Raw genomic sequence first — 21,553 nt, 5'->3', positions numbered from 1 at the left:
GCTTGTAAACGGATAAAGAATCAGTGGCGCAGAATGAGCGTCACGAAAAGAATTTGCCTGGCGGCACTAGCGCGGTGGTCCCACCTGACCCCATGCCGAACTCAGAAGTGAAACGCCGTAGCGCCGATGGTAGTGTGGGGTCTCCCCATGCGAGAGTAGGGAACTGCCAGGCATCAAATAAAGAAAGAAGCCTCCTGCGAAAGCGGGGGGCTTTTTTTGTTGTCACCCCTAAACCACCTCCTGGGGAGGTGGTGATTGATCCTGTAAGGCTATAGCCTGAAGAATGCCCATGTTGGAATATCTCTGCTTACTCACCACAAGTAAAAGGAGACAAACCGACATGGGGCTTTACAGGAGTTCATCACATGTATATTGGCGTTGCAAATACCACATAGTCTGGACGCCTAAGTACCGTTTCAGGATCCTGAGAGATAAGCTGGGCAAGGAACTCTACAGGACAATCTACATTCTCTGCGGAATAAAGGATTGTGAGGTTCTGGAGTTAAATGTTCAGCCAGATCATGTACATCTAGTCGTAATCATCCCACCAAAAATCTCGATATCAACCCCGATGGGACATCTGAAAGGCCGTAGCGCGATCAGGCTCTACAATCGTTTTCCACACATAAGAAAGAAGCTATGGGGAAACCATTTTTGGTCCCGAGGCTACTTCGTCGATACGGTGGGAGTGAATGAAGAAATAATCAGAAGATATGTGAGGCATCAGGAGAAAACGGAACAAACGCATGAACAGCAGATGGAATTGCTAGAGTAGTAAACGGAAAGTGACAATAGCCCCCCTTACAGGGGGCATTCTCAAAAGCCACCTTCTAAGAAGGTGGTCTTTTACTTTGGGGCTCCTGAGTTAACCGCGGGAAATGCCACCTCCCCCCTCTGAGCACGCCATAATTGTTACGACTAACATGCTGATTATTCTCTCCGTATTTGCCTTCCTGGAAAATAGTATTCAAAAAGAGCGGTTGAAGAAAATAACGCACAAAATCACCCTTTTTTTTTCTTTCTCTCTCGCACAATTTATCCTTGCGGAATAATAGAAAAATAACCAGTAAACTAACCCGATTTAAACGCAAGGGAACGTATGAGAAACGAAATAAGAAACGGGGCGCTGCTAAGCGGCATTCTGGGACTCTCTCTATGGGCGATGGATGCCCGCGCGGAGATCACTTTATTACAGCAAGACCGTGAAAATCCGGATTGGCTCAGCCGGCTTAATTTCACTGTTGGTGGGAGTATTCGCCCACAATTTAACAACATGACTGGCGATGGCGATAAAGGATCCTATAAACGTAATGGTTTTGACGGAGGAACGCGTTTCCGCTTTGCCGCAGACTACTACCTGCGTGATGGCGTAAGTTGGTACACCTACTATGAAGTTGGAGTGAATATTCCGGCAGTTTTCGACTGGGACAACCACTATGCCCCGGGAGCCTCGAATACTCAGAAACGCATGCTCTACACTGGCTTCAAAAGTGATGAGCTGGGTATGCTCACCATTGGCCAGCAGAATAGTGTTTATTACGATACCGTTGGGGCAAAAACCGATATTTGGGATTACGACATGCTAGGTCAGGCGCCAGGCAATGGTGTTAATGGCGACTATGATGGTTCGTATCGTGCTCGTAAACAAATCAAATTCAAAAACACGTACGGCAAAGCTGACGTCTACGGCGCCTGGCTGCTGCCTGATAGCGAACTTTCATCGGCAGATGGCGTGCACTATCGCCGTAAAGGTGGTGGTTCTCTCGGTGTCGATTACCACCTGACGAAAGATCTCAGTTGGGGGGCTGCCTGGAATGAAACGCGTGCAGTGGTTAAGCATCCGGGCTTAGGTGATGATAAGAAATACGATCAGCACATTCTGGGATCGGCTCTTAGCTGGAAGCCAGATAACTGGACTTTTTCTTTTGGCGGGGGCTGGTACAAGAACTTCCTGAGAACGCAGGTGCGCCAGACAAACAACTACTTTGCTGGGGATGCCTGGGGCATAGAATATTTTGCGGGTTACACTATTCCGGTTGCTTATACAGGTCTGCAATCGGTGCGGCCTTATGTGATGGGCGACCGCTTAGAATATACGACTGGACGTAATTATCAGCGTATTGATAACGGTCTCGGTATTACCTTCAAGTTTGATTATGGCTTCCGTATAGATTACGAACATGTCTTTACTTCCAGCACGGACAACTTAGGGGATATGAATCTCGTCAGACTGCTCTACGACTTCTGATGTACTGTCAAATAGTGCATCAGTTACGTTGTGAGTAAAATGTCAGGTCAGTATTAATATTCAGTCACTTCAGGGGTATATAAATTATATCCCTGAAAATTAATGATATTATTCCGCTCCCGCATGCATGAGCTGCTTATTAATCCTGACTTTTTGCGCCCTGAAATATTTTCAACATACTTCTAAAACCTCGACATCACGACACTGAAATAGTATCTTTGGGCATCTGGATGTCTAAACGTATAAAAGTATATCGTGAGGAAAAGAGGCTATGCCAATCAGGGTACCCGATGAATTACCGGCCGTGAGTTTTCTGCGTAACGAGAATGTCTTCGTCATGACTTCTTCGCGCGCAAGCACTCAGGAAATTCGCCCGCTGAAGGTGCTGGTGCTGAATCTGATGCCAAAAAAGATTGAAACTGAGAATCAGTTTTTGCGTTTGCTTTCAAACTCCCCTCTGCAAATTGATATCCAGCTATTACGAATTGACTGCCGTGAATCGCGTAATACACCAATGGAGCATCTCAATAATTTCTACTGTGATTTTGAAGATATTCAGAATGATAATTTTGATGGGCTGATCGTAACTGGCGCACCGCTTGGACTAGTTGACTTTAATGATGTAGCGTACTGGCCACAAATTCAGCGGGTATTGCATTGGGCAAATGAACACGTAACCTCGACCCTGTTCGTTTGCTGGGCAGTACAGGCGGCGCTGAATATTCTTTATGGTATTCCGAAACAGACGCGGGAGAATAAGTTATCCGGTGTCTACGAACATCGAATTCTGCATCCGCATGCCCTGTTGACCCGTGGATTTGACGATAATTTTCTGGCGCCTCATTCGCGCTATGCCGATTTTCCCACCCAGCTGTTACGTGACTATACCGACCTCGAGATCTTTGCCGAATCGGAACAAACCGGCGCTTACCTGTTCGCCAGTAAGGATAAGCGGCTGGCATTTGTCACCGGGCATCCCGAGTATGATGCGCTGACTTTATCAGGTGAATACCATCGGGATTATGAGGCGGGGTTAAACCCTGATGTGCCATTTAATTATTTTCCGCAAAATAATCCTGAACTACCACCACGTGCCAGCTGGCGTAGCCATGGTAATCTGCTGTTTTCTAACTGGCTGAACTATTATGTTTATCAGATCACGCCGTTCGATCTGCGCCGTATGAATCCTACACTGGAATAAAACGCTGCCGACGCTCCCTGGTTATTCAGGGTGTTCTCCCCATTCGGTTTAAAATACCTTTCTTTCCCGCCAGCTTGCGAAGCAAAAGTTGTGCGAGTATGTTCTGCTGATATTTCTGCCGCAGAAAGACGTTGAAGAGGCAAGTGTGAATAACAGAATAGAAAGGCTGCATCAGCAGCTCGCAAAACGCATCATGGTACTGGATGGTGCGATGGGCACTATGATCCAAAGTTATAAACTGGAAGAGAACGATTTTCGCGGTGCGCGCTTTGCGGACTGGCAGAGCGATCTGAAGGGGAATAATGATTTGTTGGTGCTCACCCGGCCTGATGTGATTAGTGCTATTCATAACGCTTATCTTGAAGCCGGCGCGGATATTCTGGAAACCAACACCTTCAACTCTACTACTATCGCGATGGCTGACTATCATATGGCGTCGTTATCAGCAGAGATTAATCGGGTTGCTGCACAGCTGGCACGCGCTTGTGCCGATGAGTGGACGGCCAAAACACCCGATCGCCCGCGCTATGTTGCCGGTGTGCTCGGTCCAACTAACCGTACCTGCTCTATCTCTCCGGATGTTAACGATCCGGCATATCGTAATGTCACATTTGATCAATTGGTTGAAGCATACCGCGAATCGACGCGTGCGTTGGTGGAGGGCGGGGCCGATCTAATCATGATTGAAACCGTGTTTGATACTCTGAACGCGAAGGCAGCGGTTTTTGCGGTACAGACCGAATTCGAAGCGCTGGGTGTGAATCTGCCTCTGATGATCTCTGGCACCATCACCGATGCGTCGGGACGTACACTTTCAGGTCAAACAACCGAAGCCTTTTATAACGCCTTACGGCACGCTCAACCGTTATCCTTTGGCCTTAACTGTGCGTTAGGTCCGGATGAATTGCGTCAATACGTCGCTGAAATGTCACGTATGGCGGAATGCTATGTTACAGCCCATCCGAATGCAGGATTGCCTAATGCCTTTGGTGAGTACGATCTTGATGCTGAGATCATGGCCGAACAGATTGGTGAATGGGCACGCGCGGGGTTTCTTAACATTGTTGGCGGCTGCTGCGGCACCACACCAGCACATATTGCCGCTATTGTGGATGTGGTGGCCGGCGTTACGCCGCGTCAGGTGCCTGATCTGCCAGTAGCTTGCCGTCTTTCAGGTCTGGAACCTCTTAATATCACCGCTGAATCATTATTTGTTAACGTCGGTGAGCGTACCAATGTCACCGGATCTGCGAAATTTAAGCGGCTGATTAAGGAAGAAAAATATAATGAAGCGTTGGATGTTGCGCGTCAGCAGGTAGAAAGTGGCGCGCAGATCATCGACATCAATATGGATGAAGGAATGCTGGATGCGGAAGCGGCAATGGTGCGCTTTCTTAATCTGATTGCTGGTGAACCGGATATTGCCCGCGTCCCGATCATGATTGACTCTTCTAAATGGGATGTGATCGAAAAAGGACTGAAGTGCATCCAGGGTAAAGGCATCGTTAACTCCATCTCAATGAAAGAGGGTGTTGACACATTTATTCATCATGCGCGGCTGGTTCGTCGTTATGGTGCCGCCGTGGTCGTGATGGCCTTTGATGAGGCCGGGCAGGCGGATACGCGCGAGCGGAAAACCGAAATCTGCCGGCGTGCCTATAAAATTCTGACCGAAGAAGTGGGGTTCCCACCTGAAGATATTATTTTTGACCCAAATATCTTCGCGGTGGCAACCGGTATCGAAGAGCATAACAATTATGCACAGGACTTTATCGGTGCCTGTGAGGATATTAAACGCGAACTGCCTCACGCGATGATTTCGGGCGGCGTCTCGAACGTTTCTTTCTCGTTTCGGGGTAATGACCCGGTGCGCGAGGCGATCCATGCGGTGTTCCTCTACTATGCCATCCGTAAAGGGATGGATATGGGGATCGTCAACGCCGGACAACTGGCGATTTATGATGATTTGTCCAATGAGCTGCGTGATGCTGTCGAAGATGTGGTGCTCAATCGCCGGGATGACAGCACCGAACGCCTGCTTGAGCTTGCGGAAAAATATAAGGGCAATAAATCCAGTGAAGAGAGTACCAAACAGCAGGCTGAATGGCGTGGCTGGGAGGTAGAACAACGTCTGGAATATTCTCTGGTAAAAGGGATTACCGAGTTTATTGAAGAAGATACCGAAGCGGCTCGCCAAAAAGCATCTCGTCCTATTGAGGTCATCGAAGGCCCGCTAATGGCGGGGATGAACGTGGTCGGTGACCTGTTTGGTGAAGGTAAAATGTTTCTGCCCCAAGTGGTCAAGTCAGCACGGGTTATGAAGCAGGCGGTGGCATATCTGGAACCTTATATCGAAGCCAGTAAAGAGAAAGGCCAAACTAACGGTAAAATCGTGCTGGCGACGGTAAAAGGTGATGTGCACGATATCGGTAAAAATATCGTGGGTGTGGTATTGCAATGTAACAACTACGAGATCATTGACCTTGGCGTTATGGTGCCGGGCGAGAAGATTTTGAAAACTGCACGTGAGGTAAACGCGGATATCATCGGCCTTTCCGGGTTGATCACGCCGTCACTGGATGAGATGGTCAATGTGGCGAAAGAGATGGAGCGTCAGGGCTTCACCATTCCGTTATTAATCGGTGGCGCAACCACATCGAAAGCACACACGGCGGTGAAAATCGAACAGAACTACAGTGGTCCGACGGTTTATGTACAAAACGCTTCGCGTACTGTAGGTGTTGTGTCTGCGCTGCTGTCAGCAACACAGTATGATGACTTCGTTGCCCGCACCCGTAAAGAGTATGACACCGTACGGATACAGCACGCCCGTAAAAAACCGCGTACGCCACCGATTACTTTGCAGGCCGCGCGTGATAACGATCTGGCATTCGACTGGGCGCAGTACACGCCACCGGTCGCGCATCGTTTAGGCATCAGCAAGGTTGAGGCCAGTATTGAAACATTACGCCATTATATCGACTGGACGCCATTTTTTATGACCTGGTCATTGGCCGGTAAATACCCACGAATCCTTGAGGATGAGGTTGTTGGCGAAGAGGCGAAGCGACTTTTTATTGATGCTAATACGATGCTGGATCGTTTACACGCAGAAGGTGCCTTAAACCCTCGTGGCGTGGTCGGTATTTTTCCGGCTAACCGCGTAGGCGATGATATCGAAATCTATCAAGATGAATCGCGGGCTCAGGTTATAAAAGTGAGTCATCACTTACGCCAGCAAACAGAGAAAACAGGATTTGCCAATTATTGTCTTGCCGATTTTGTCGCGCCGAAATCCAGTGGCAAAGCCGATTATTTGGGGGCATTTGCGGTAACTGGCGGTCTTGAAGAAGACACGCTGGCAGAGGCTTTTGATGCACAACATGATGATTATAATAAAATCATGGTTAAAGCCCTGGCAGATCGCTTAGCGGAAGCCTTTGCCGAGTATCTGCACGAGCGTGTGCGTAAAGTCATGTGGGGTTATGCTGCTAATGAAAACCTCAGTAATGAAGAGCTGATTCGGGAAAATTATCAGGGAATCCGCCCGGCCCCTGGCTATCCCGCCTGCCCTGAGCATACGGAAAAAGCCGCCATCTGGCAGTTACTGGATGTTGAAACGCACACGGGCATGCGATTAACTGAGTCGTTTGCCATGTGGCCTGGCGCAGCGGTTTCCGGCTGGTATTTTAGCCATCCGGACAGTAAGTATTTCGCCGTCGCGCAGCTGCAGCGCGATCAGATTGAAGATTATGCTGTGCGTAAAGGCATGCCGGTAAGCGAGGTTGAGCGCTGGTTGGCACCAAACCTGGGCTATGATGCGGATTAATGCAGCGGCCATCAGGCCTCTATATCAATATATAGCGCATCATAGCGCCAGAATTCGCAATCGCAGTCGATAATGTGGTTATATTGATCGCGGTTGATGCGTGTAATAAAGAGTGCAGGGCTTCCCGCAGCCGTTTTCAATTCTGACGCGGCTAATGCGGGTAGCGTCGTTGGCATCATAGTAAAACGCGCATGACCATAGAGAATGCCGTAATGCTCCTGATAAAGATGCGTTAACGAGCGCGTGAGATCTAACTGCAACAGCCCCGGGAAGTAGGCTGGGTTCAGATAATGTTCCACATAAAGTACTGCACGCCCGTCAATATGGCGTACCCGCCTGATCCGATACACTTCTTCACCTTCCTGCATACCCAGCTTCTCAGCCTGTGAGGCTGTTGCCTTTATCTGCCGTGCATCCAGTACCAGAGTCAGGGCTTCCCGGCCCTGACGTTCTGCCATCGCCTGAAAATGGCTACGATGTAACGGGTTATAGCTAAGACGCGGTGGAGCGATAAACCAGCCGCGACGCAGCTCACGGTAAATCATTCCCTGTGATTCCAACTGGCCCAACGCGTCGCGTAGCGTAATGCGTGTGGTGGAAAACTGCTCGCTGAGGCTACGCTCTGAGGGAAGCCTACCTGACGCGCTGAAATCCCCTTGCATAATACGCTCGGTTAAAACCTGACAAATTACTTCGGCAGTTTTGGGTGTTGCCTTCATTCCATTAAGCCTCGTTTGGGCACTTATCTCGCCCCTTCTCCAATCGACACGGCTTTGCGATTAGTCTCTTACCGTGAGAGCTGGTTTGCAAGACAACCTCTCCGTTTCGCTGACATATAACCGTCACACTTACAGGCTAGATTGACTCAACTCTTTCTGGTCTAGTCCAGAAAATTTGTTAACCCTACCATCTGGAGCATCAGTTATGAAATTTTTGTTCGCATCTGTGTTAGCCAGCGCCATTGCTCTCTCTTTGAGTTCGGTCCACGCCGCTGATGGCGATCTCGCCGTACTTGAAAAAGCCGCGCGCAGCGAAGGCCAGGTGAACAGCGTTGGGATGCCTGATAGCTGGGCTAACTGGAAAGATACCTGGAACGACATCAGCACGAAGTACGATATAAAACATAGTGATACTGATATGTCTTCGGCACAGGAAATTGCCAAATTCGCGGCAGAGAAGAGTAACGCTAGCGCGGATATCGGCGATGTCGGCGCCGCGTTTGGCCCGCTTTCCGTGCAAAAAGGGGTGACTCAGCCGTACAAACCCAGCACCTGGGATCAGGTTCCTGACTGGGCTAAAGATAAAGATGGCCACTGGGCGCTTGCTTATACCGGTACGATCGCATTCATCGTTGATAAGCAGCAGGTGAAAGATATTCCCCATAGCTGGGCCGACCTGAAAAAAGGAAATTACGTTGTTACTATCGGCGATGTTGGTATTGCCGCGCAGGCAGCGAACGGCGTATTAGCTGCAAACTATGCGTTTGGCGGGGATGATAAAAACGTCAAACCTGCACTGACTTTTTTCGGTGAGCTGGCCAAAGCCGGACGTTTAGGTTTGACCGACCCAACTATTGCCAATATCGAAAAGGGTGAAATTCAGGTAGCGGTGGTTTGGGATTTCAACGGTCTTAACTATCGCGACCAGATCGATAAAAGCCGTTTTGAAGTGCTGATCCCTTCTGACGGTTCCGTCATTTCAGGCTATACCACGATCATTAACAAATTTGCTAAACACCCTAACGCAGCGAAGCTGGCCCGCGAATACATCTTCTCCGATGCAGGCCAAACGAATCTGGCGAAAGGCTATGCTCGTCCTATTCGTGCCGAGCATCTGACTTTACCTGCCGATATTCAGGCGAAACTGCTGCCTGCGACAGAATATAAAAATGCGCGTCCGATTGCCGATCAGGCCGCATGGGAAAAGACCTCTAAAATGTTGCCACGTCTGTGGCAGGAAAACGTCATTATTAATATGCAGCAGTAGATCGGGAGTATCGAATGAAAGTCATTTTAGTCATTCTGGATGGGCTTAGCTATCAGGTTGCCTATGATGCAATGGGATACTTACATGCTGAATGCGCGCTCGGTAACGGGCGCTTGTATCCGCTTACGTGTGAGCTCCCTTCGCATTCGCGTCCGCTGTATGAATGCATTCTTACCGGTATCACGCCGGTAAAAAGTGGCATTGTGCATAATGCGGTTAGTCGGCTGAGCAAAGAGCGTAGTCTGTTTCATTATGCGCGTGATGGTGGGTTAACCACCGCGGCGGCCGCGTTTCACTGGGTGAGTGAGCTGTATAACCGTACGCCATTTGAACCGGCGCGTGACCGACATACTGAAGCCCCTTCGTTGCCAATTCAGTACGGTCACTTCTACTCTGACGATACTTACCCTGATTCGCATCTGTTTGAAGATGCGGAAAGCCTGCGGTTGCGCTACCAGCCTGACTTCTTATTGGTTCATCCAATGAATATTGATTATGCCGGTCATCAGCATGGCCTTTCGTCATCGCAATATCGTAACCGTGCGCGTAAGGCAGATGAGTCTCTTTCACGCTGGATGCCTGTCTGGCTGGAAGAGGGATATCAGGTTATTGTGACCTCCGATCACGGTATGAACGACGATCGTAGTCATGGCGGTATTTTACCGGAAGAGAGGGAGGTGCCGCTGTTTGTCTTCGGTGAGTCTTTCTCACGGCAGGATGCGGAGCCGTTACAAACGGAGCTATGCGGCACTCTGTGTGAAATCCTGGCTATCGCACATGACAAACCCGTCTGTCAGGCGCTATTAAACCTTTCCGGTAAGGAGAAGGTGCGATGAGAGGCAAATGGATCGCGCTACTGTGCCTGCTGCCTTTTGCGCTGTTCTACATAGCCTTTCAAATCGCCCCACTGGTGTGGATTGCGATTAATAGTTTCTACAGTGGCATGGAAGAGAGCTGGGGATGGGCAAATTATCGCGATATCCTCACCTCGCCTTTTTATCTGCAGGCCATTCGCTTTTCGCTGAATATTGCTTTCTGGTCGAGTGTATATGGACTGCTGATCGCGTTATTAGGTGGATATTCTCTGCATCAGTCAGGGGAAGGGAAACTGCATCGTTTCTTTATGTCTTTCACCAATATGACCAGTAACTTTGCTGGCGTGCCGCTAGCTTTTGCCTTCGTTATTTTACTGGGGCTGAACGGTTGCCTGACGTTACTGATGCGTAAGTATGGGCTGTTGACGGGTTTCAATCTCTACTCTTCCAACGGATTGATTATTGTTTATACGTGGTTTCAGATCCCGCTCGGTCTGTTGCTGCTCTATCCTGCGTTTGATGGTCTGAAGCGCGAATGGCAGGAATCTGCTGCTCTGCTGGGGGCTAGCCGTCTGCGCTATTGGATGCACATCGGTCTACCGATTCTGACACCTGCACTCATCGGTACTTTTGTGATTTTGCTGGCTAATGCCCTTGGCGCTTATGCCACCATCTACGCTTTGACGACGGGTAATTTTAACGTCATCCCCGTTCGTATCGCCGCATTGGTTTCCGGCGATATCTCACTCGATCCCAATACGGGAAGTGCGCTGGCGATGCTGTTGGTGGCGATTATGACGATAATTACTGTCATTCATCAATGGCTGATACGGCGGAGCTATCACTATGCGAGGTCATGATGTCGCGCACTGAACGCGTTTATCACCGAATCGTTGTCTGGCTGGTGTTTACGATTTTGGCCTTACCGCTGTTGGTCACACTTTTGTATGCTTTGGCGACACAGTGGGGGGCCACGATTTTACCCAGCGGCTTCACTTTGCAGTGGATGAAAAATTTATGGAGCGATCCACGTTTCCTCGTTGCTCTGGGGCATTCACTGCTTATCTGTTTTGGTGCGCTTGCATTCTCCCTTGTACTGATGCTGCCTGCCATGTTTGTAATCGCTTACTACTTTCCTCGACTTGAAGCGGTGATGAATATTCTGATCCTGTTGCCATTTGCTATTCCCCCGGTTGTCTCATCGGTCGGCCTGCTTCAGCTATACTCCGCGCCTCCTTTGATGCTGACCGGCACGCCATGGATCCTTATTGGTTGCTATTTCACTATTGCATTGCCATTTATCTACCGCGCGATTGCCAACAATATGCAGGCTATCAATCTTAAAGAGTTGATTGATGCTGCGCATCTGCTCGGTGCAAGCACCGGGCAAGCGGCTTTGCTGGTAGTTCTGCCTAATTTGCGTAAAGGAGCGAGTATTGCCGTGCTGCTCTCGTTCTCTTTTCTAATAGGTGAGTTTGTATTCGCTAACCTGCTAACCGGTACCAGTTATGAGACATTGCAGGTTTATCTTTACAATATGCGCAGCGGCAGCGGTCACTTTACCAGTGCGTTGGTAATCTCCTATTTCCTCGTCGTGCTGGTGGTTACCTGGCTGGCGAATACCCTGAATCGTAAAAGGGGCTGACTATGTCTTATCTTAACGTCCAACAGCTGAATAAAAGTTACGGCCCAACAACGATTTTCCAGCAGATTGATTTCACCGCTAATGAAGGCGAATTCGTGACGTTACTGGGGCCAAGTGGTTGCGGTAAGTCGACGTTGCTGCGCTGCCTGGCAGGGTTAACCTCGGTCGACAGTGGGCAAATTATGCTGCAGGGACAGGATATCGTGCCTTTAACACCGCAGAAGCGCTCAATTGGCATGGTGTTCCAGAGCTATGCACTATTTCCGAATATGACGGTGGAAGCGAATGTGGGCTTCGGTTTGAAGATGCAGAAGTTGTCCACTGAGGTAATCCGCGATCGCGTGGCCGAAGTGCTGATGCTTGTGGAGCTTAACGAGTATGCTAAACGCTACCCACACCAGCTTTCCGGAGGGCAGTGTCAGCGCGTTGCATTGGCGCGCTCACTGGTAACGCGTCCGCGTCTGTTATTGCTGGATGAGCCGCTTTCCGCACTGGATGCACGTATTCGCCGTCATCTGCGCGATCAGATCCGCCGCATTCAAAAAGAGCTGAATCTGACGACTATCTTTGTCACGCACGATCAGGAAGAAGCGCTGACGATGTCTGACCGTATCGTCCTGATGAACAAAGGTAAGATCGTCCAGAGTGGTGATGCAGAGTCGCTTTACACGCAGCCGGTGGATCGGTTCGCGGCCGGTTTTATGGGAAATTATAATCTTCTTTCTCCGGAGCAGGCGATGCGCCTGACGCAGCGGGCTTATTCCGGGCAGGTTGCCATTCGTCCGGAAGCGATCGTCATTTGTTCACCTGAACAGGGTATTCCTGCCACTATTGTTAGCCATAGCCTGTTGGGCAACGTGATTCGCTATCGCGTAAGCGTGCATGACATTGAGCTACAGGTTGATGTATTGAACCGCTCGGTAGCGGATTTACATCCTGCGGGTCGATCGATCGGCTTACACATCGATACCATGACGTTGTGCGAAGTTGCCTGATTCTCCTGAACTATCGCGCTGATTAAGCACATTTTTCCCGAGTTCGACTAAACTGAAACCCACCCGCTGAGTTGAAATTTCTCAACTCAGCGTGACTCCTCTCCATTGTGTTTCAGCTGTAAGTGAGGTCGTTATTCGGTGCTAACTCTGCTTAATTTGCTCTCTGCCGTCGCGCTGCTGGTTTGGGGCACACACATCGTTCGAACCGGCATCATGCGTGTTTATGGTGCCGATCTGCGCCGCGTATTGAGCCGTAGCGTAGAAAAGAAGCCAATGGCTTTTCTTGCCGGTATTGGTGTCACCACCCTGGTTCAAAGTAGCAATGCAACAACACTGTTGGTGACCTCATTTGTCTCGCAAGAACTTGTTGGCTTAACGCCTGCGCTTGTGGTGATACTCGGCGCGGATGTGGGGACCGCGCTGATGGCCCGTATCCTGACCTTCGATCTCTCCTGGCTATCGCCCCTGTTCATTTTTTTTGGCGTAGTTTTCTTTCTCGGCCGTAAGCAAACGCGCGCGGGTCAATTAGGACGAGCAAGTATTGGGCTGGGCTTGATTCTGCTGGCGCTGCAATTGATCGTTGAGGCATCGCGTCCGATTACCCAGACGTCTGGCGTGCAGGTTATCTTTTCCTCACTGACCGGTGACATTATGCTGGATGCGTTAATTGGTGCGGTATTTGCCATTATCAGCTACTCCAGCCTTGCGGCCGTATTGATTACCGCGACGCTGACCGCGACGGGAGTGATTTCGTTTCAGGTCGCCTTGTGTCTGGTCATCGGCGCTAACCTCGGCAGTGGATTACTGGCCATGCTCAATAACAGCACCGCAAATGCCGCCGGGAAACGCGTAGCGCTAGGGAGTTTGCTGTTCAAATTTATTGGCTGCTTGATCGTCCTGCCGTTCGTTCGGCTGCTGGCAACTGGACTTGACCGGTTGCCGGTCAATGATGAAGAGTTGGTGATCTTTTTCCATGTCTTCTACAACCTGATTCGCTGTGTGTTGATGGTACCGTTTGCTGAACCTATGGCCCGGCTATGTAAGCGGTTGATTCACGATGAGCCAGAAACCGATTTTCATCTAAAGCCGCGTCATCTTGATGCAAGCGCTCTGGATACGCCAGCGCTCGCACTGGCCAATGCATCGCGGGAAACGCTGCGGATGGGCGATGTACTGGAACAGATGCTACTGACTTTTAATAACGTCATATTGGGTGCGCCGCGCGAGGAACGAAAAATTCGTCGGCTTGACGATGATGTGGATGTGCTTTATACCGCCATCAAGCTTTACCTGGCACGTATGCCTAAAGAGGACCTGCCCGGAGAAGATTCACGCCGCTGGGCTGAGATTATCGAAATGGCGCTTAACCTTGAACAGGCGGGGGATATCATTGAGCGCATGAGTGGCGATGTAGCAGACAAATCGTTGGCAACGCGACGCGCCTTTTCTGCCGAAGGTATAAAGGAATTACAAACGCTGCAACAGCAGTTGTTGAACAACCTGCGCCTTGCACTATCCGTTTTTCTGTCACGCGATATGACCAGTGCCAGGCGTTTACGTCGCGCAAAGCACCGATTCCGTATCACCAATCGACGCTACTCCCATGCGCATGTCGATCGATTACATCAACAGAACGTACAAAGTATCGAAACCAGCTCGTTACATCTGGGGCTACTGGGTGATATGAAACGTTTAAATTCATTATTCTGTGCTGTTGCTTATGGAGTGCTTGAGCAACAGGATGATGAGCGTGGCGAGGAGTGAGGGGTGACGGGGTGAACCAATATTCACCCCGTGGCAGAAGCTAGCCCGGCGTGTTATTTTTTCTTAATTGGTTTTCCTGACCAGTAACCGGCCAGCAGTGAGCCAGAAAGATTATGCCAGACCGAAAACAGCGCGCCTGGCAGCGCGGCTAGCGGCGAAAAGTAGATCTTACCCAGCGTCGCCGCAAGGCCAGAGTTCTGCATACCGACTTCAAGTGCCAGCGTGCGGCAGGTTGACTCATCAAAGCCAAACAATTTACCTCCCCAATAGCCGCCCAGCAGACCGATGGCGTTATGCAGGATCACGGCAGCAATGACCACCAGGCCAACGGAACCAATAAAGCGCTGGCTACCGGCCACTACGGCGCTAATAATCAATAAAATACAGATCATGGAGAACGCGGGTAACCAAGGCTCAATACGCTTAACCAGCTTATTCATGGCGTGGTGAACGATTAGGCCGAGCCCAATGGGGACGACGACAATTTCAACGATACTCAGCAGCATACCCGCGACATCGACCTGAATATGGGTATCAACATACAGGCGCGTGAGCAATGGCGTGGCAAACACACCGACCAGCGCTGAAACGGAAGAGATGGTTACGGAAAGCGCCACGTCCCCCTTTGCCAGGTAAATCATCACATTAGATGCGGTACCGCTGGCAACGCTGCCGACCAGAATCATACCTGCGGAAAGATCCGGCGGCATATGGAACAGTTTTGCTAATCCCCATGCGGCCAGCGGCATCACCAGATAGTGCAGGAAGGTTCCCGCAATCACCGGTGCAGGACGAGTGAGAACGCGTTTAAAATCGGCGATATTTAGCGTTACGCCCATTCCAAACATAATCAGCATCAGCAGATACGTTACCCAGGGACCAATACCGACAAAGGTACCCGGTGAATAATAGGCGGCGACGGAGAGCAGGACTGCCCAGAGTGGGAACAGTCGGGTAATTGAGGCGAGCATAGCCAGACTTCCTTATAAGGATGTTGTGTTTTTATTTGTTGATTGCCATAAAACAAGGCCACACTTTACCGGGAACGGAGGTAAAAGGGCAATGCTGTTACGGCATGCCTGGCTTGGATCTGGTCTATGATGCGATGGGCAGCGTCGAGGCTAGCCTGGTTGAAGCAGATCGCTACGCTTTCGTTGTGCAGGCCCTGAGTCGTCGGTGCCATGACTTTCGCACGGTCGATCACTTCTACAAATTCGTTGGAGCTCATCAGGCTGGCAATTTGCTTTACCAGCTCAGCCTTCCTAATACCCTACAGGCTAAACCGCTATCGTCCTGATTGACGTGTTCTGTCAGTGCGAATTTGTTCAGCCAGACAGGTCCGTTTAATAGGGTGTTTAAAATGTCAGTTTTATAGCGTCGTAAGCTTGCTCATTTGCAACAGTGCTGGCAAAAGCGGGTCCGAAATCATGCAATGGGCGGCGTAAAGGAAAAGAGAAGAGGAGAGAAGTAAGACAGGTCTGATGCTGCGGATGCTGTAGTAGCCATCCGCATGAGGAATACTTACTTATGCTTTTGCCTTACTCTCAAGCAGGCAACGATAAATCAGACCACCTATGATGCCGCCGATAATGGGCATAACCCAAAACATCCATAACTGATCGATGGCCCATCCGCCCTGAAAAAGTGCAACACCGGTGCTGCGAGCCGGGTTTACCGAGGTATTGGTCACAGGGATGCTGATCAGATGAATCAAGGTCAATGCCAGGCCAATGGCAATAGGTGCGAATCCTGCGGGCGCACGTTTGTCCGTGGCACCCATGATGATGACCAGGAATATTGCCGTCAGCACCACTTCGATAACGATCCCTGATTGCAGTGAAAAGCCGCCTGGTGAGTGTTCGCCGTAACCGTTGGAAGCGAAGCCGCTGCTAATAACATCAAAGGTCGGCAGGCCGCTGGCAATGACATACAGTACCGCAGCCGCAGCTATCCCGCCGATAACCTGGGCAATGATGTAGCACGGTACCTGTTTCAGCGGAAAACGTCCGCCGGCCATCAGCCCTAGCGTAACGGCCGGATTAAAATGACCGCCGGAAATATGTCCGACGGCATATGCCATCGTTAATACGGTCAGACCAAATGCTAACGCTACGCCGGCAAAGCCAATACCCAGCTCAGGAAATGCGGCTGCCAGTACTGCACTACCACAGCCGCCGAATACCAGTACAAATGTCCCTAAAAACTCTGCCACTAATTTTTGCATTACCCGTCCTTAGTATATAGTTATTTAACGGCGTGAATTATCTATGCCACAGGATGAAATACAATTGATAACGTAGAGTTAGCGCATAAAAAGGGGTGAAAAAGGGATATTTAAGATATTTCTTCGATATAATGTCAGCAGAATCTGAGCGCTGGTATCCTCTTTTGCAGGATCCAGCGCTGCCAGTATGTGGCGGTTAGCGGCGAATATAGCGGTATATCACCTACTCAAATAAATTCTGATGAAGGGTCCGTACCACTTGTTCAGCATCGCCACCCGGCACCAGGAAACAGAGATTATAGCTGCTGGCACCGTAACAAATCAGACGCAGATTGAACGGCTCAAGCACGCCAAACACTTCTTTACCAACGCCACAGGCCTGTGAGAGCTGATTACCAATCAGCGCGACCAGTGCCAGATTTTCTTCCACTTCCACGCGACATAACGAAGAGAGTTCGGTTAGCAGCGCTTGGGTGAGTAGGCCCTCACCAGTTGAAGTCGAGCCTGTGGTATCCAGCGTCAGTGCGACACTGACTTCCGACGTGGTAATCAAATCCACCGACATATTATGTCGCGCCAGAATATTGAAAACCTCAGCGAGGAAGCCACGTGCATGCAGCATATTCAGGCTATGTAATGTTAGCAGCGTTTGTCTACGACGCAGCGCCAGTGCTCTAAACAGCGGTGGATTTACCGTTTTATTGCATACCATTGTTCCGCCTGCTGAGGGATCCTTACTGCAGCCAACGAAAACCGGGATATCGCTGCGCACGGCAGGCAACAAAGTGGCAGGATGCAGAACCTTGGCACCAAATGTTGCCATTTCCGCCGCTTCTTCAAAGGTGATTTCGTCAATACGTTTTGCCGCGGGGACTACGCGAGGATCGGTAGTGTAGATGCCCGGTACATCCGTCCAGATATCGATACGCTTAGCGTGCAAGGCTTCACCCAACAACGCAGCGGTATAATCGCTGCCGCCACGTCCAAGCGTAGTCGTCCGCCCTTTCTCTTCGCTGCCGATAAAGCCCTGGGTAATAATCAACGCATCATCCAACCGCGGCTTTAACAGGCCGTTAGCCAGTTCAGATAATTTGGCGATATCCGGTTCGGCTCGACCAAAGTAATCGTTGGTATGCATTACTTTTCGTACGTCAAACCACTCAGCCGAGACGCCCCGTTGGCGTAGTACCTCAACGAATAGCAGCGTCGACATCAGTTCGCCGTGGCTAACCAGTTCATCAGTCAAGGCTGTTGACGTAGCCAACGATGCGGCTTCTGAGAGCATCGTGATGTTTTCCAGCATGCGATCGATTTCGTCACGGATGACATCCGGCTGTTGGAGACGATCGAGAATGGCGTATTGGATACGGCGGATCTCATCCAGAAGAAAAGTACGCTGCACCTGTTCCTGGCCTTCGGCCAGTGACACCAGCAGGTTTGTCACCCCGGCAGAAGCGGAGAGTACCACTAAACGTACATTTGTATCGGCCAGCACCACGTCGGCGCTGCGACTCATGGCGACAAAATCAGCAACGCTGGTGCCACCGAATTTCGCGACGATAAGAGTAGATTGAGACATTCAAAACCTCGTGTCAGGATATATTCCATCAGCTTTGGCACAAGGTAGAAGTGGAAACGGGGCAGACGTAGAAAGGCGTGACTACGATACACCCAGAAGCCCCCCACCTTGTATATACCCGTCATACTTTATGTTGCATGTGCGTTGGTTCTCATTGCTCGTCGTTCCTCCTACTGAGTAGGCGCGCCGGGAGCAGGAGATTGCCGCTTTACTGCAATGTCAGTTAACGTTGGGTATGAATCATCCGATAGCCGAACGATTCTGGTGACAACCCAGAGGATTCAGCCTCTGTAGTCGATATATGGCACTCCGCGTGCGTGATACCTCGGCGTTGCTCCCCCTCATGTGTCTTCATTGGATACGGTTCCTCTGACACATTACCTGGGCGACGCACCTCTTCTGGCTTGCACACGAGTGTGCAAGTAGCCGCATACAAATATCGGTTTCCAGGCGTGCTGTCAATGTATGCCGTTTGATGATTCCTCAACTTTCTCTCGCTGGTTTTTTTTTAGCCGTTTAAGCGCGCTTTTTAAGCTGAGAATGTAAAGAACAACCTAATAAGACCATAAGCGTCAATTCAGGCCTGTGTTTCACACGTTATAATCTTTTTCCTTTAGCGACGAACAATTGCCATACTGAAACGCATGTCTGGCATCCTGCCACTTGACGTATGACAGGTATATGATAGTTATCGCCTGTTGCAGGAAAAGAGGAGCTCATCTCGCGCAGCAGGTAAGATGACATCCGATCTGAACACGGTTCTCAAATAAAAAAAGAGTGTTGTTATGAAAAATATCAATCCGACACAAACCGCTGCCTGGCAAGCGCTGCAGCAGCATTTTGAACAGATGAAAGATGTACAGATCGCCGATCTGTTTGCTCAGGATGGCGAGCGTTTTGCAAAATTCTCTGCCACCTTCGACGATCAAATGCTGGTGGATTTTTCAAAAAACCGTATTACCAGTGAAACGCTTGATAAGCTTCAGGCGCTGGCTAAAGAGACCGACTTGCAGGGTGCCATCAAATCGATGTTCTCCGGCGAGAAGATCAACCGTACCGAAGATCGTGCGGTATTGCATATTGCGCTGCGTAACCGTAGCAACACCCCGATTAACGTTGATGGCAAAGATGTGATGCCGGAAGTTAATGCGGTGCTGGATAAGATGAAGGCTTTTTCCGAGCGCGTGATCGGCGGCGAGTGGAAAGGTTACACCGGTAAGACGATTACTGATGTCGTGAATATCGGTATCGGTGGTTCTGACTTAGGTCCGTTTATGGTGACCGAAGCGCTGCGTCCTTATAAGAATCACCTGACTATGCATTTTGTTTCCAACGTTGATGGCACACACATTGCTGAAACGTTGAAAACCGTTAACCCGGAAACCACACTCTTTCTTGTGGCCTCTAAAACGTTCACTACGCAGGAGACCATGACCAACGCACATAGCGCGCGTGACTGGTTCCTGAACACTGCCGGTGACGAACAACACGTTGCGAAACACTTCGCGGCGCTTTCTACCAACGCGAAAGCCGTTGGTGAGTTTGGTATCGATACCAACAATATGTTCGAATTCTGGGACTGGGTTGGCGGACGTTATTCACTGTGGTCAGCGATCGGCTTATCAATCATTCTCTCCGTGGGCTTTGAGAACTTTGAAAAGCTGCTGAGCGGTGCTCACGCAATGGACAAACACTTTGCGGAAACCCCTGCAGAGAAGAACCTGCCTGTTCTGCTGGCTCTGATCGGTATCTGGTATAACAACTTCTTCGGTGCTGAAACCGAAGCGATTCTGCCTTACGATCAGTATATGCACCGTTTTGCGGCCTATTTCCAGCAGGGGAATATGGAATCTAACGGTAAGTATGTTGATCGGACCGGCAATCCGGTTGATTACCAAACGGGCCCAATCATTTGGGGAGAACCAGGAACTAATGGTCAGCATGCATTTTATCAACTGATCCATCAGGGCACCAAGCTGATACCTTGTGACTTTATTGCACCGGCCATCACGCATAACCCACTCAGCGACCACCACGCAAAATTGCTGTCTAACTTCTTTGCACAAACTGAAGCCCTGGCATTTGGTAAATCGCGTGAAGTGGTCGAGCAGGAATTTGCCGAGCAAGGTAAAGATGCGAAATCCGTTGAGCATGTCGCGCCTTTCAAAGTGTTTGAGGGAAACCGGCCGACTAACTCCATCCTGCTACGTGATATTACGCCATTTAGCCTGGGTGCGCTGATCGCGCTTTATGAGCATAAGATTTTCACCCAAGGAGCGATTCTGAATATCTTCACCTTTGATCAATGGGGTGTGGAACTAGGCAAACAGCTGGCCAATCGGATCCTACCAGAGTTGGGAAGCAGCGAGGCTGTGACCAGCCATGATAGCTCCACCAATGGTTTAATTAACCGCTATAAATCCTGGCGCTGAGCGTAATTGTTATTGGAGGACGGGTACCGTACCCGTCCTTATTTTATCAGCTACGTTTTTTACGCGACGGATCTCGCAAATTTTGTATGGATAATTGGTAAAATCATACAATGTCGTATTCAGTTTTATCCGAAAAGCCAGGCTAAGATGAACTTTTCACACGGGATTAATCTGAATTGCCCTTAACGGATAGGCATGGCTGTTAACGCATTATGTAGAGTTAACCCTATGATTTTAATCATATTAAATGTTATCCTTTCTTAAAGACCTCGCTTTTTTTCCCCTATCGCAAAGAATTGCATCTTTATAGAATATTAAACTACTAAGCTGTTAGTTTTCTTCATTGTATGTCGTTTTTTTGTTGCATTCAGTCTTATGTTTTCAATGCTCGCTGTTTTTTTATGAAATGGCATATATCGTATCTGGCTTTTTAAGAACCTCCCGCACGCTGATTTCTGGTAATTTGTTGCCCTATACTGAACGAGCCTGAAACCATCCAGGCTCGTTATCCATTCATCTAATGAAGGGAAGTAAGCTATGAAAAAAGTGTTATGTGCTACTGCAGCCATAATGTACTTCGCTGCCGCATCTGCCGCGTTCGCCGCGCCGGGTGACGCTGGCGCAGCAGCCGGTGCCGAGGCAGATACGCTCTCTGAAGGCGCATCAACGGCTGTTGGTATTGGCGCGCTGGGCGCATTATTGGGCGTTGCGCTGGCAACCTCTAATAGCGACGGCTCAAATACCGGTACAACTACCACAACAACAACGAGTACCTCTCGTTAAGTTGAAACCATTAATCATAACCACACACTCGTGTGGTTATTTTTTGACTCCG

At 49.7% G+C, this 21,553-nt stretch carries 17 protein-coding genes, 1 rRNA gene and 1 riboswitch; of the genes, 14 read left to right on the top strand and 4 right to left on the bottom strand.

Annotation, left to right across the window (positions count from 1 at the left end; translation table 11 throughout):
- Positions 1–56 precede the first annotated feature (56 nt).
- The 5 genes from rrf (at position 57) to metH (ending at position 7,278) form a co-directional block, all read left to right on the top strand.
- A 5S ribosomal RNA gene (rrf, locus tag J1C60_RS17065) occupies positions 57–172 on the top strand.
- Positions 173–340: 168 nt separating this feature from the next.
- A complete protein-coding gene (gene tnpA / locus J1C60_RS17060) occupies positions 341–775 on the top strand; it encodes an IS200/IS605 family transposase (RefSeq protein WP_182611452.1) in 435 nt (144 codons plus the stop codon).
- A 387-nt stretch (positions 776–1,162) separates the two neighbouring features.
- Positions 1,163–2,248, top strand: a complete 1,086-nt coding sequence (locus tag J1C60_RS17055; RefSeq protein ID WP_375139781.1) for a porin — start codon at positions 1,163–1,165, stop codon at positions 2,246–2,248.
- A gap of 271 nt (positions 2,249–2,519) precedes the next feature.
- Positions 2,520–3,449 carry a homoserine O-acetyltransferase MetA gene (metA, locus tag J1C60_RS17050; RefSeq protein WP_128175769.1) on the top strand — a complete coding sequence of 310 codons (930 nt, stop codon included), beginning with the start codon at positions 2,520–2,522 and terminating at the stop codon, positions 3,447–3,449.
- Between the two features lie 145 nt (positions 3,450–3,594).
- A complete protein-coding gene (metH, locus tag J1C60_RS17045; protein WP_128175768.1) occupies positions 3,595–7,278 on the top strand; it encodes a methionine synthase in 3,684 nt (1,227 codons plus the stop codon).
- Positions 7,279–7,289: 11 nt separating this feature from the next.
- On the opposite strand, the gene J1C60_RS17040 is transcribed toward metH, so the two are convergent.
- Complete coding sequence (locus tag J1C60_RS17040; protein ID WP_128175766.1) at positions 7,290–7,997, bottom strand: UTRA domain-containing protein; 708 nt, start codon at positions 7,995–7,997, stop codon at positions 7,290–7,292.
- Between the two features lie 205 nt (positions 7,998–8,202).
- Between J1C60_RS17040 and J1C60_RS17035 the strand changes: the two genes are divergently transcribed.
- The 6 genes from J1C60_RS17035 to J1C60_RS17010 all read left to right on the top strand — a co-directional run bounded on the left by J1C60_RS17035 (position 8,203) and on the right by J1C60_RS17010 (position 14,483).
- Complete coding sequence (locus J1C60_RS17035; protein WP_128175764.1) at positions 8,203–9,264, top strand: ABC transporter substrate-binding protein; 1,062 nt, start codon at positions 8,203–8,205, stop codon at positions 9,262–9,264.
- 14 nt (positions 9,265–9,278) lie between these two features.
- The gene (locus J1C60_RS17030; RefSeq protein ID WP_128175762.1) at positions 9,279–10,100 is read left to right on the top strand and encodes an alkaline phosphatase family protein; all 822 of its coding nucleotides are present in this window, start codon (positions 9,279–9,281) and stop codon (positions 10,098–10,100) included.
- The gene (locus J1C60_RS17025; RefSeq protein WP_128175760.1) at positions 10,097–10,939 is read left to right on the top strand and encodes an ABC transporter permease; all 843 of its coding nucleotides are present in this window, start codon (positions 10,097–10,099) and stop codon (positions 10,937–10,939) included. The genes J1C60_RS17030 and J1C60_RS17025 overlap by 4 nt, the downstream gene beginning before the upstream one ends.
- Positions 10,939–11,724 (top strand): ABC transporter permease, encoded by a 786-nt coding sequence (locus J1C60_RS17020; RefSeq protein WP_128175790.1) that lies wholly within the window; start codon positions 10,939–10,941, stop codon positions 11,722–11,724. The genes J1C60_RS17025 and J1C60_RS17020 overlap by 1 nt, the downstream gene beginning before the upstream one ends.
- A gap of 2 nt (positions 11,725–11,726) precedes the next feature.
- Positions 11,727–12,719 carry an ABC transporter ATP-binding protein gene (locus tag J1C60_RS17015; RefSeq protein WP_128175758.1) on the top strand — a complete coding sequence of 331 codons (993 nt, stop codon included), beginning with the start codon at positions 11,727–11,729 and terminating at the stop codon, positions 12,717–12,719.
- 138 nt (positions 12,720–12,857) lie between these two features.
- The gene (locus J1C60_RS17010; protein WP_128175756.1) at positions 12,858–14,483 is read left to right on the top strand and encodes a Na/Pi cotransporter family protein; all 1,626 of its coding nucleotides are present in this window, start codon (positions 12,858–12,860) and stop codon (positions 14,481–14,483) included.
- Positions 14,484–14,536: 53 nt separating this feature from the next.
- Here J1C60_RS17010 and panS read toward each other — a convergent pair whose 3' ends face one another.
- Complete coding sequence (gene panS, locus J1C60_RS17005) at positions 14,537–15,454, bottom strand: ketopantoate/pantoate/pantothenate transporter PanS (protein ID WP_128175754.1); 918 nt, start codon at positions 15,452–15,454, stop codon at positions 14,537–14,539.
- A 104-nt stretch (positions 15,455–15,558) separates the two neighbouring features.
- Between panS and J1C60_RS17000 the strand changes: the two genes are divergently transcribed.
- Positions 15,559–15,780 (top strand): hypothetical protein, encoded by a 222-nt coding sequence (locus J1C60_RS17000; RefSeq protein WP_128175752.1) that lies wholly within the window; start codon positions 15,559–15,561, stop codon positions 15,778–15,780.
- A 228-nt stretch (positions 15,781–16,008) separates the two neighbouring features.
- Here J1C60_RS17000 and aqpZ read toward each other — a convergent pair whose 3' ends face one another.
- Positions 16,009–16,707: an aquaporin Z gene (gene aqpZ, locus J1C60_RS16995; protein ID WP_128175751.1), complete on the bottom strand. Its 699-nt coding sequence runs from the start codon at positions 16,705–16,707 to the stop codon at positions 16,009–16,011.
- Between the two features lie 223 nt (positions 16,708–16,930).
- Positions 16,931–18,286, bottom strand: coding sequence for a lysine-sensitive aspartokinase 3 (gene lysC / locus J1C60_RS16990; protein WP_128175750.1), 1,356 nt, complete (start codon positions 18,284–18,286; stop codon positions 16,931–16,933).
- Between the two features lie 240 nt (positions 18,287–18,526).
- A riboswitch (Lysine riboswitch) is annotated at positions 18,527–18,693 on the bottom strand.
- Positions 18,694–19,071: 378 nt separating this feature from the next.
- Here lysC and pgi point away from each other — a divergent pair.
- On the top strand, positions 19,072–20,718 hold the full coding sequence (gene pgi, locus J1C60_RS16985) for a glucose-6-phosphate isomerase (RefSeq protein ID WP_128175749.1): 1,647 nt from the start codon (positions 19,072–19,074) through the stop codon (positions 20,716–20,718).
- Between the two features lie 537 nt (positions 20,719–21,255).
- Positions 21,256–21,501, top strand: a complete 246-nt coding sequence (yjbE, locus tag J1C60_RS16980; RefSeq protein WP_128175748.1) for an exopolysaccharide production protein YjbE — start codon at positions 21,256–21,258, stop codon at positions 21,499–21,501.
- Positions 21,502–21,553: the final 52 nt, after the last annotated feature.

This window comes from [Pantoea] beijingensis (genome assembly GCF_022647505.1).
In the GTDB taxonomy this organism is placed as follows: domain Bacteria; phylum Pseudomonadota; class Gammaproteobacteria; order Enterobacterales; family Enterobacteriaceae; genus Erwinia; species Erwinia beijingensis.
This window is presented reverse-complemented; position numbering and strand designations above follow the sequence as displayed.

Excerpts from the sequence above, each read along its gene's own strand:
- tnpA (WP_182611452.1), top strand. The coding sequence starts at position 341 with ATGGGGCTTTACAGGAGTTCATCACATGTATATTGGCGTTGCAAATAC.
- J1C60_RS17055 (WP_375139781.1), top strand. The coding sequence starts at position 1,163 with ATGGATGCCCGCGCGGAGATCACTTTATTACAGCAAGACCGTGAAAAT.
- metA (WP_128175769.1), top strand. The coding sequence starts at position 2,520 with ATGCCAATCAGGGTACCCGATGAATTACCGGCCGTGAGTTTTCTGCGT.
- J1C60_RS17040 (WP_128175766.1), bottom strand. The coding sequence starts at position 7,997 with ATGAAGGCAACACCCAAAACTGCCGAAGTAATTTGTCAGGTTTTAACC.
- J1C60_RS17035 (WP_128175764.1), top strand. The coding sequence starts at position 8,203 with ATGAAATTTTTGTTCGCATCTGTGTTAGCCAGCGCCATTGCTCTCTCT.
- J1C60_RS17030 (WP_128175762.1), top strand. The coding sequence starts at position 9,279 with ATGAAAGTCATTTTAGTCATTCTGGATGGGCTTAGCTATCAGGTTGCC.
- J1C60_RS17025 (WP_128175760.1), top strand. The coding sequence starts at position 10,097 with ATGAGAGGCAAATGGATCGCGCTACTGTGCCTGCTGCCTTTTGCGCTG.
- J1C60_RS17020 (WP_128175790.1), top strand. The coding sequence starts at position 10,939 with ATGTCGCGCACTGAACGCGTTTATCACCGAATCGTTGTCTGGCTGGTG.
- J1C60_RS17015 (WP_128175758.1), top strand. The coding sequence starts at position 11,727 with ATGTCTTATCTTAACGTCCAACAGCTGAATAAAAGTTACGGCCCAACA.
- panS (WP_128175754.1), bottom strand. The coding sequence starts at position 15,454 with ATGCTCGCCTCAATTACCCGACTGTTCCCACTCTGGGCAGTCCTGCTC.
- J1C60_RS17000 (WP_128175752.1), top strand. The coding sequence starts at position 15,559 with ATGCCTGGCTTGGATCTGGTCTATGATGCGATGGGCAGCGTCGAGGCT.
- aqpZ (WP_128175751.1), bottom strand. The coding sequence starts at position 16,707 with ATGCAAAAATTAGTGGCAGAGTTTTTAGGGACATTTGTACTGGTATTC.
- lysC (WP_128175750.1), bottom strand. The coding sequence starts at position 18,286 with ATGTCTCAATCTACTCTTATCGTCGCGAAATTCGGTGGCACCAGCGTT.
- pgi (WP_128175749.1), top strand. The coding sequence starts at position 19,072 with ATGAAAAATATCAATCCGACACAAACCGCTGCCTGGCAAGCGCTGCAG.
- yjbE (WP_128175748.1), top strand. The coding sequence starts at position 21,256 with ATGAAAAAAGTGTTATGTGCTACTGCAGCCATAATGTACTTCGCTGCC.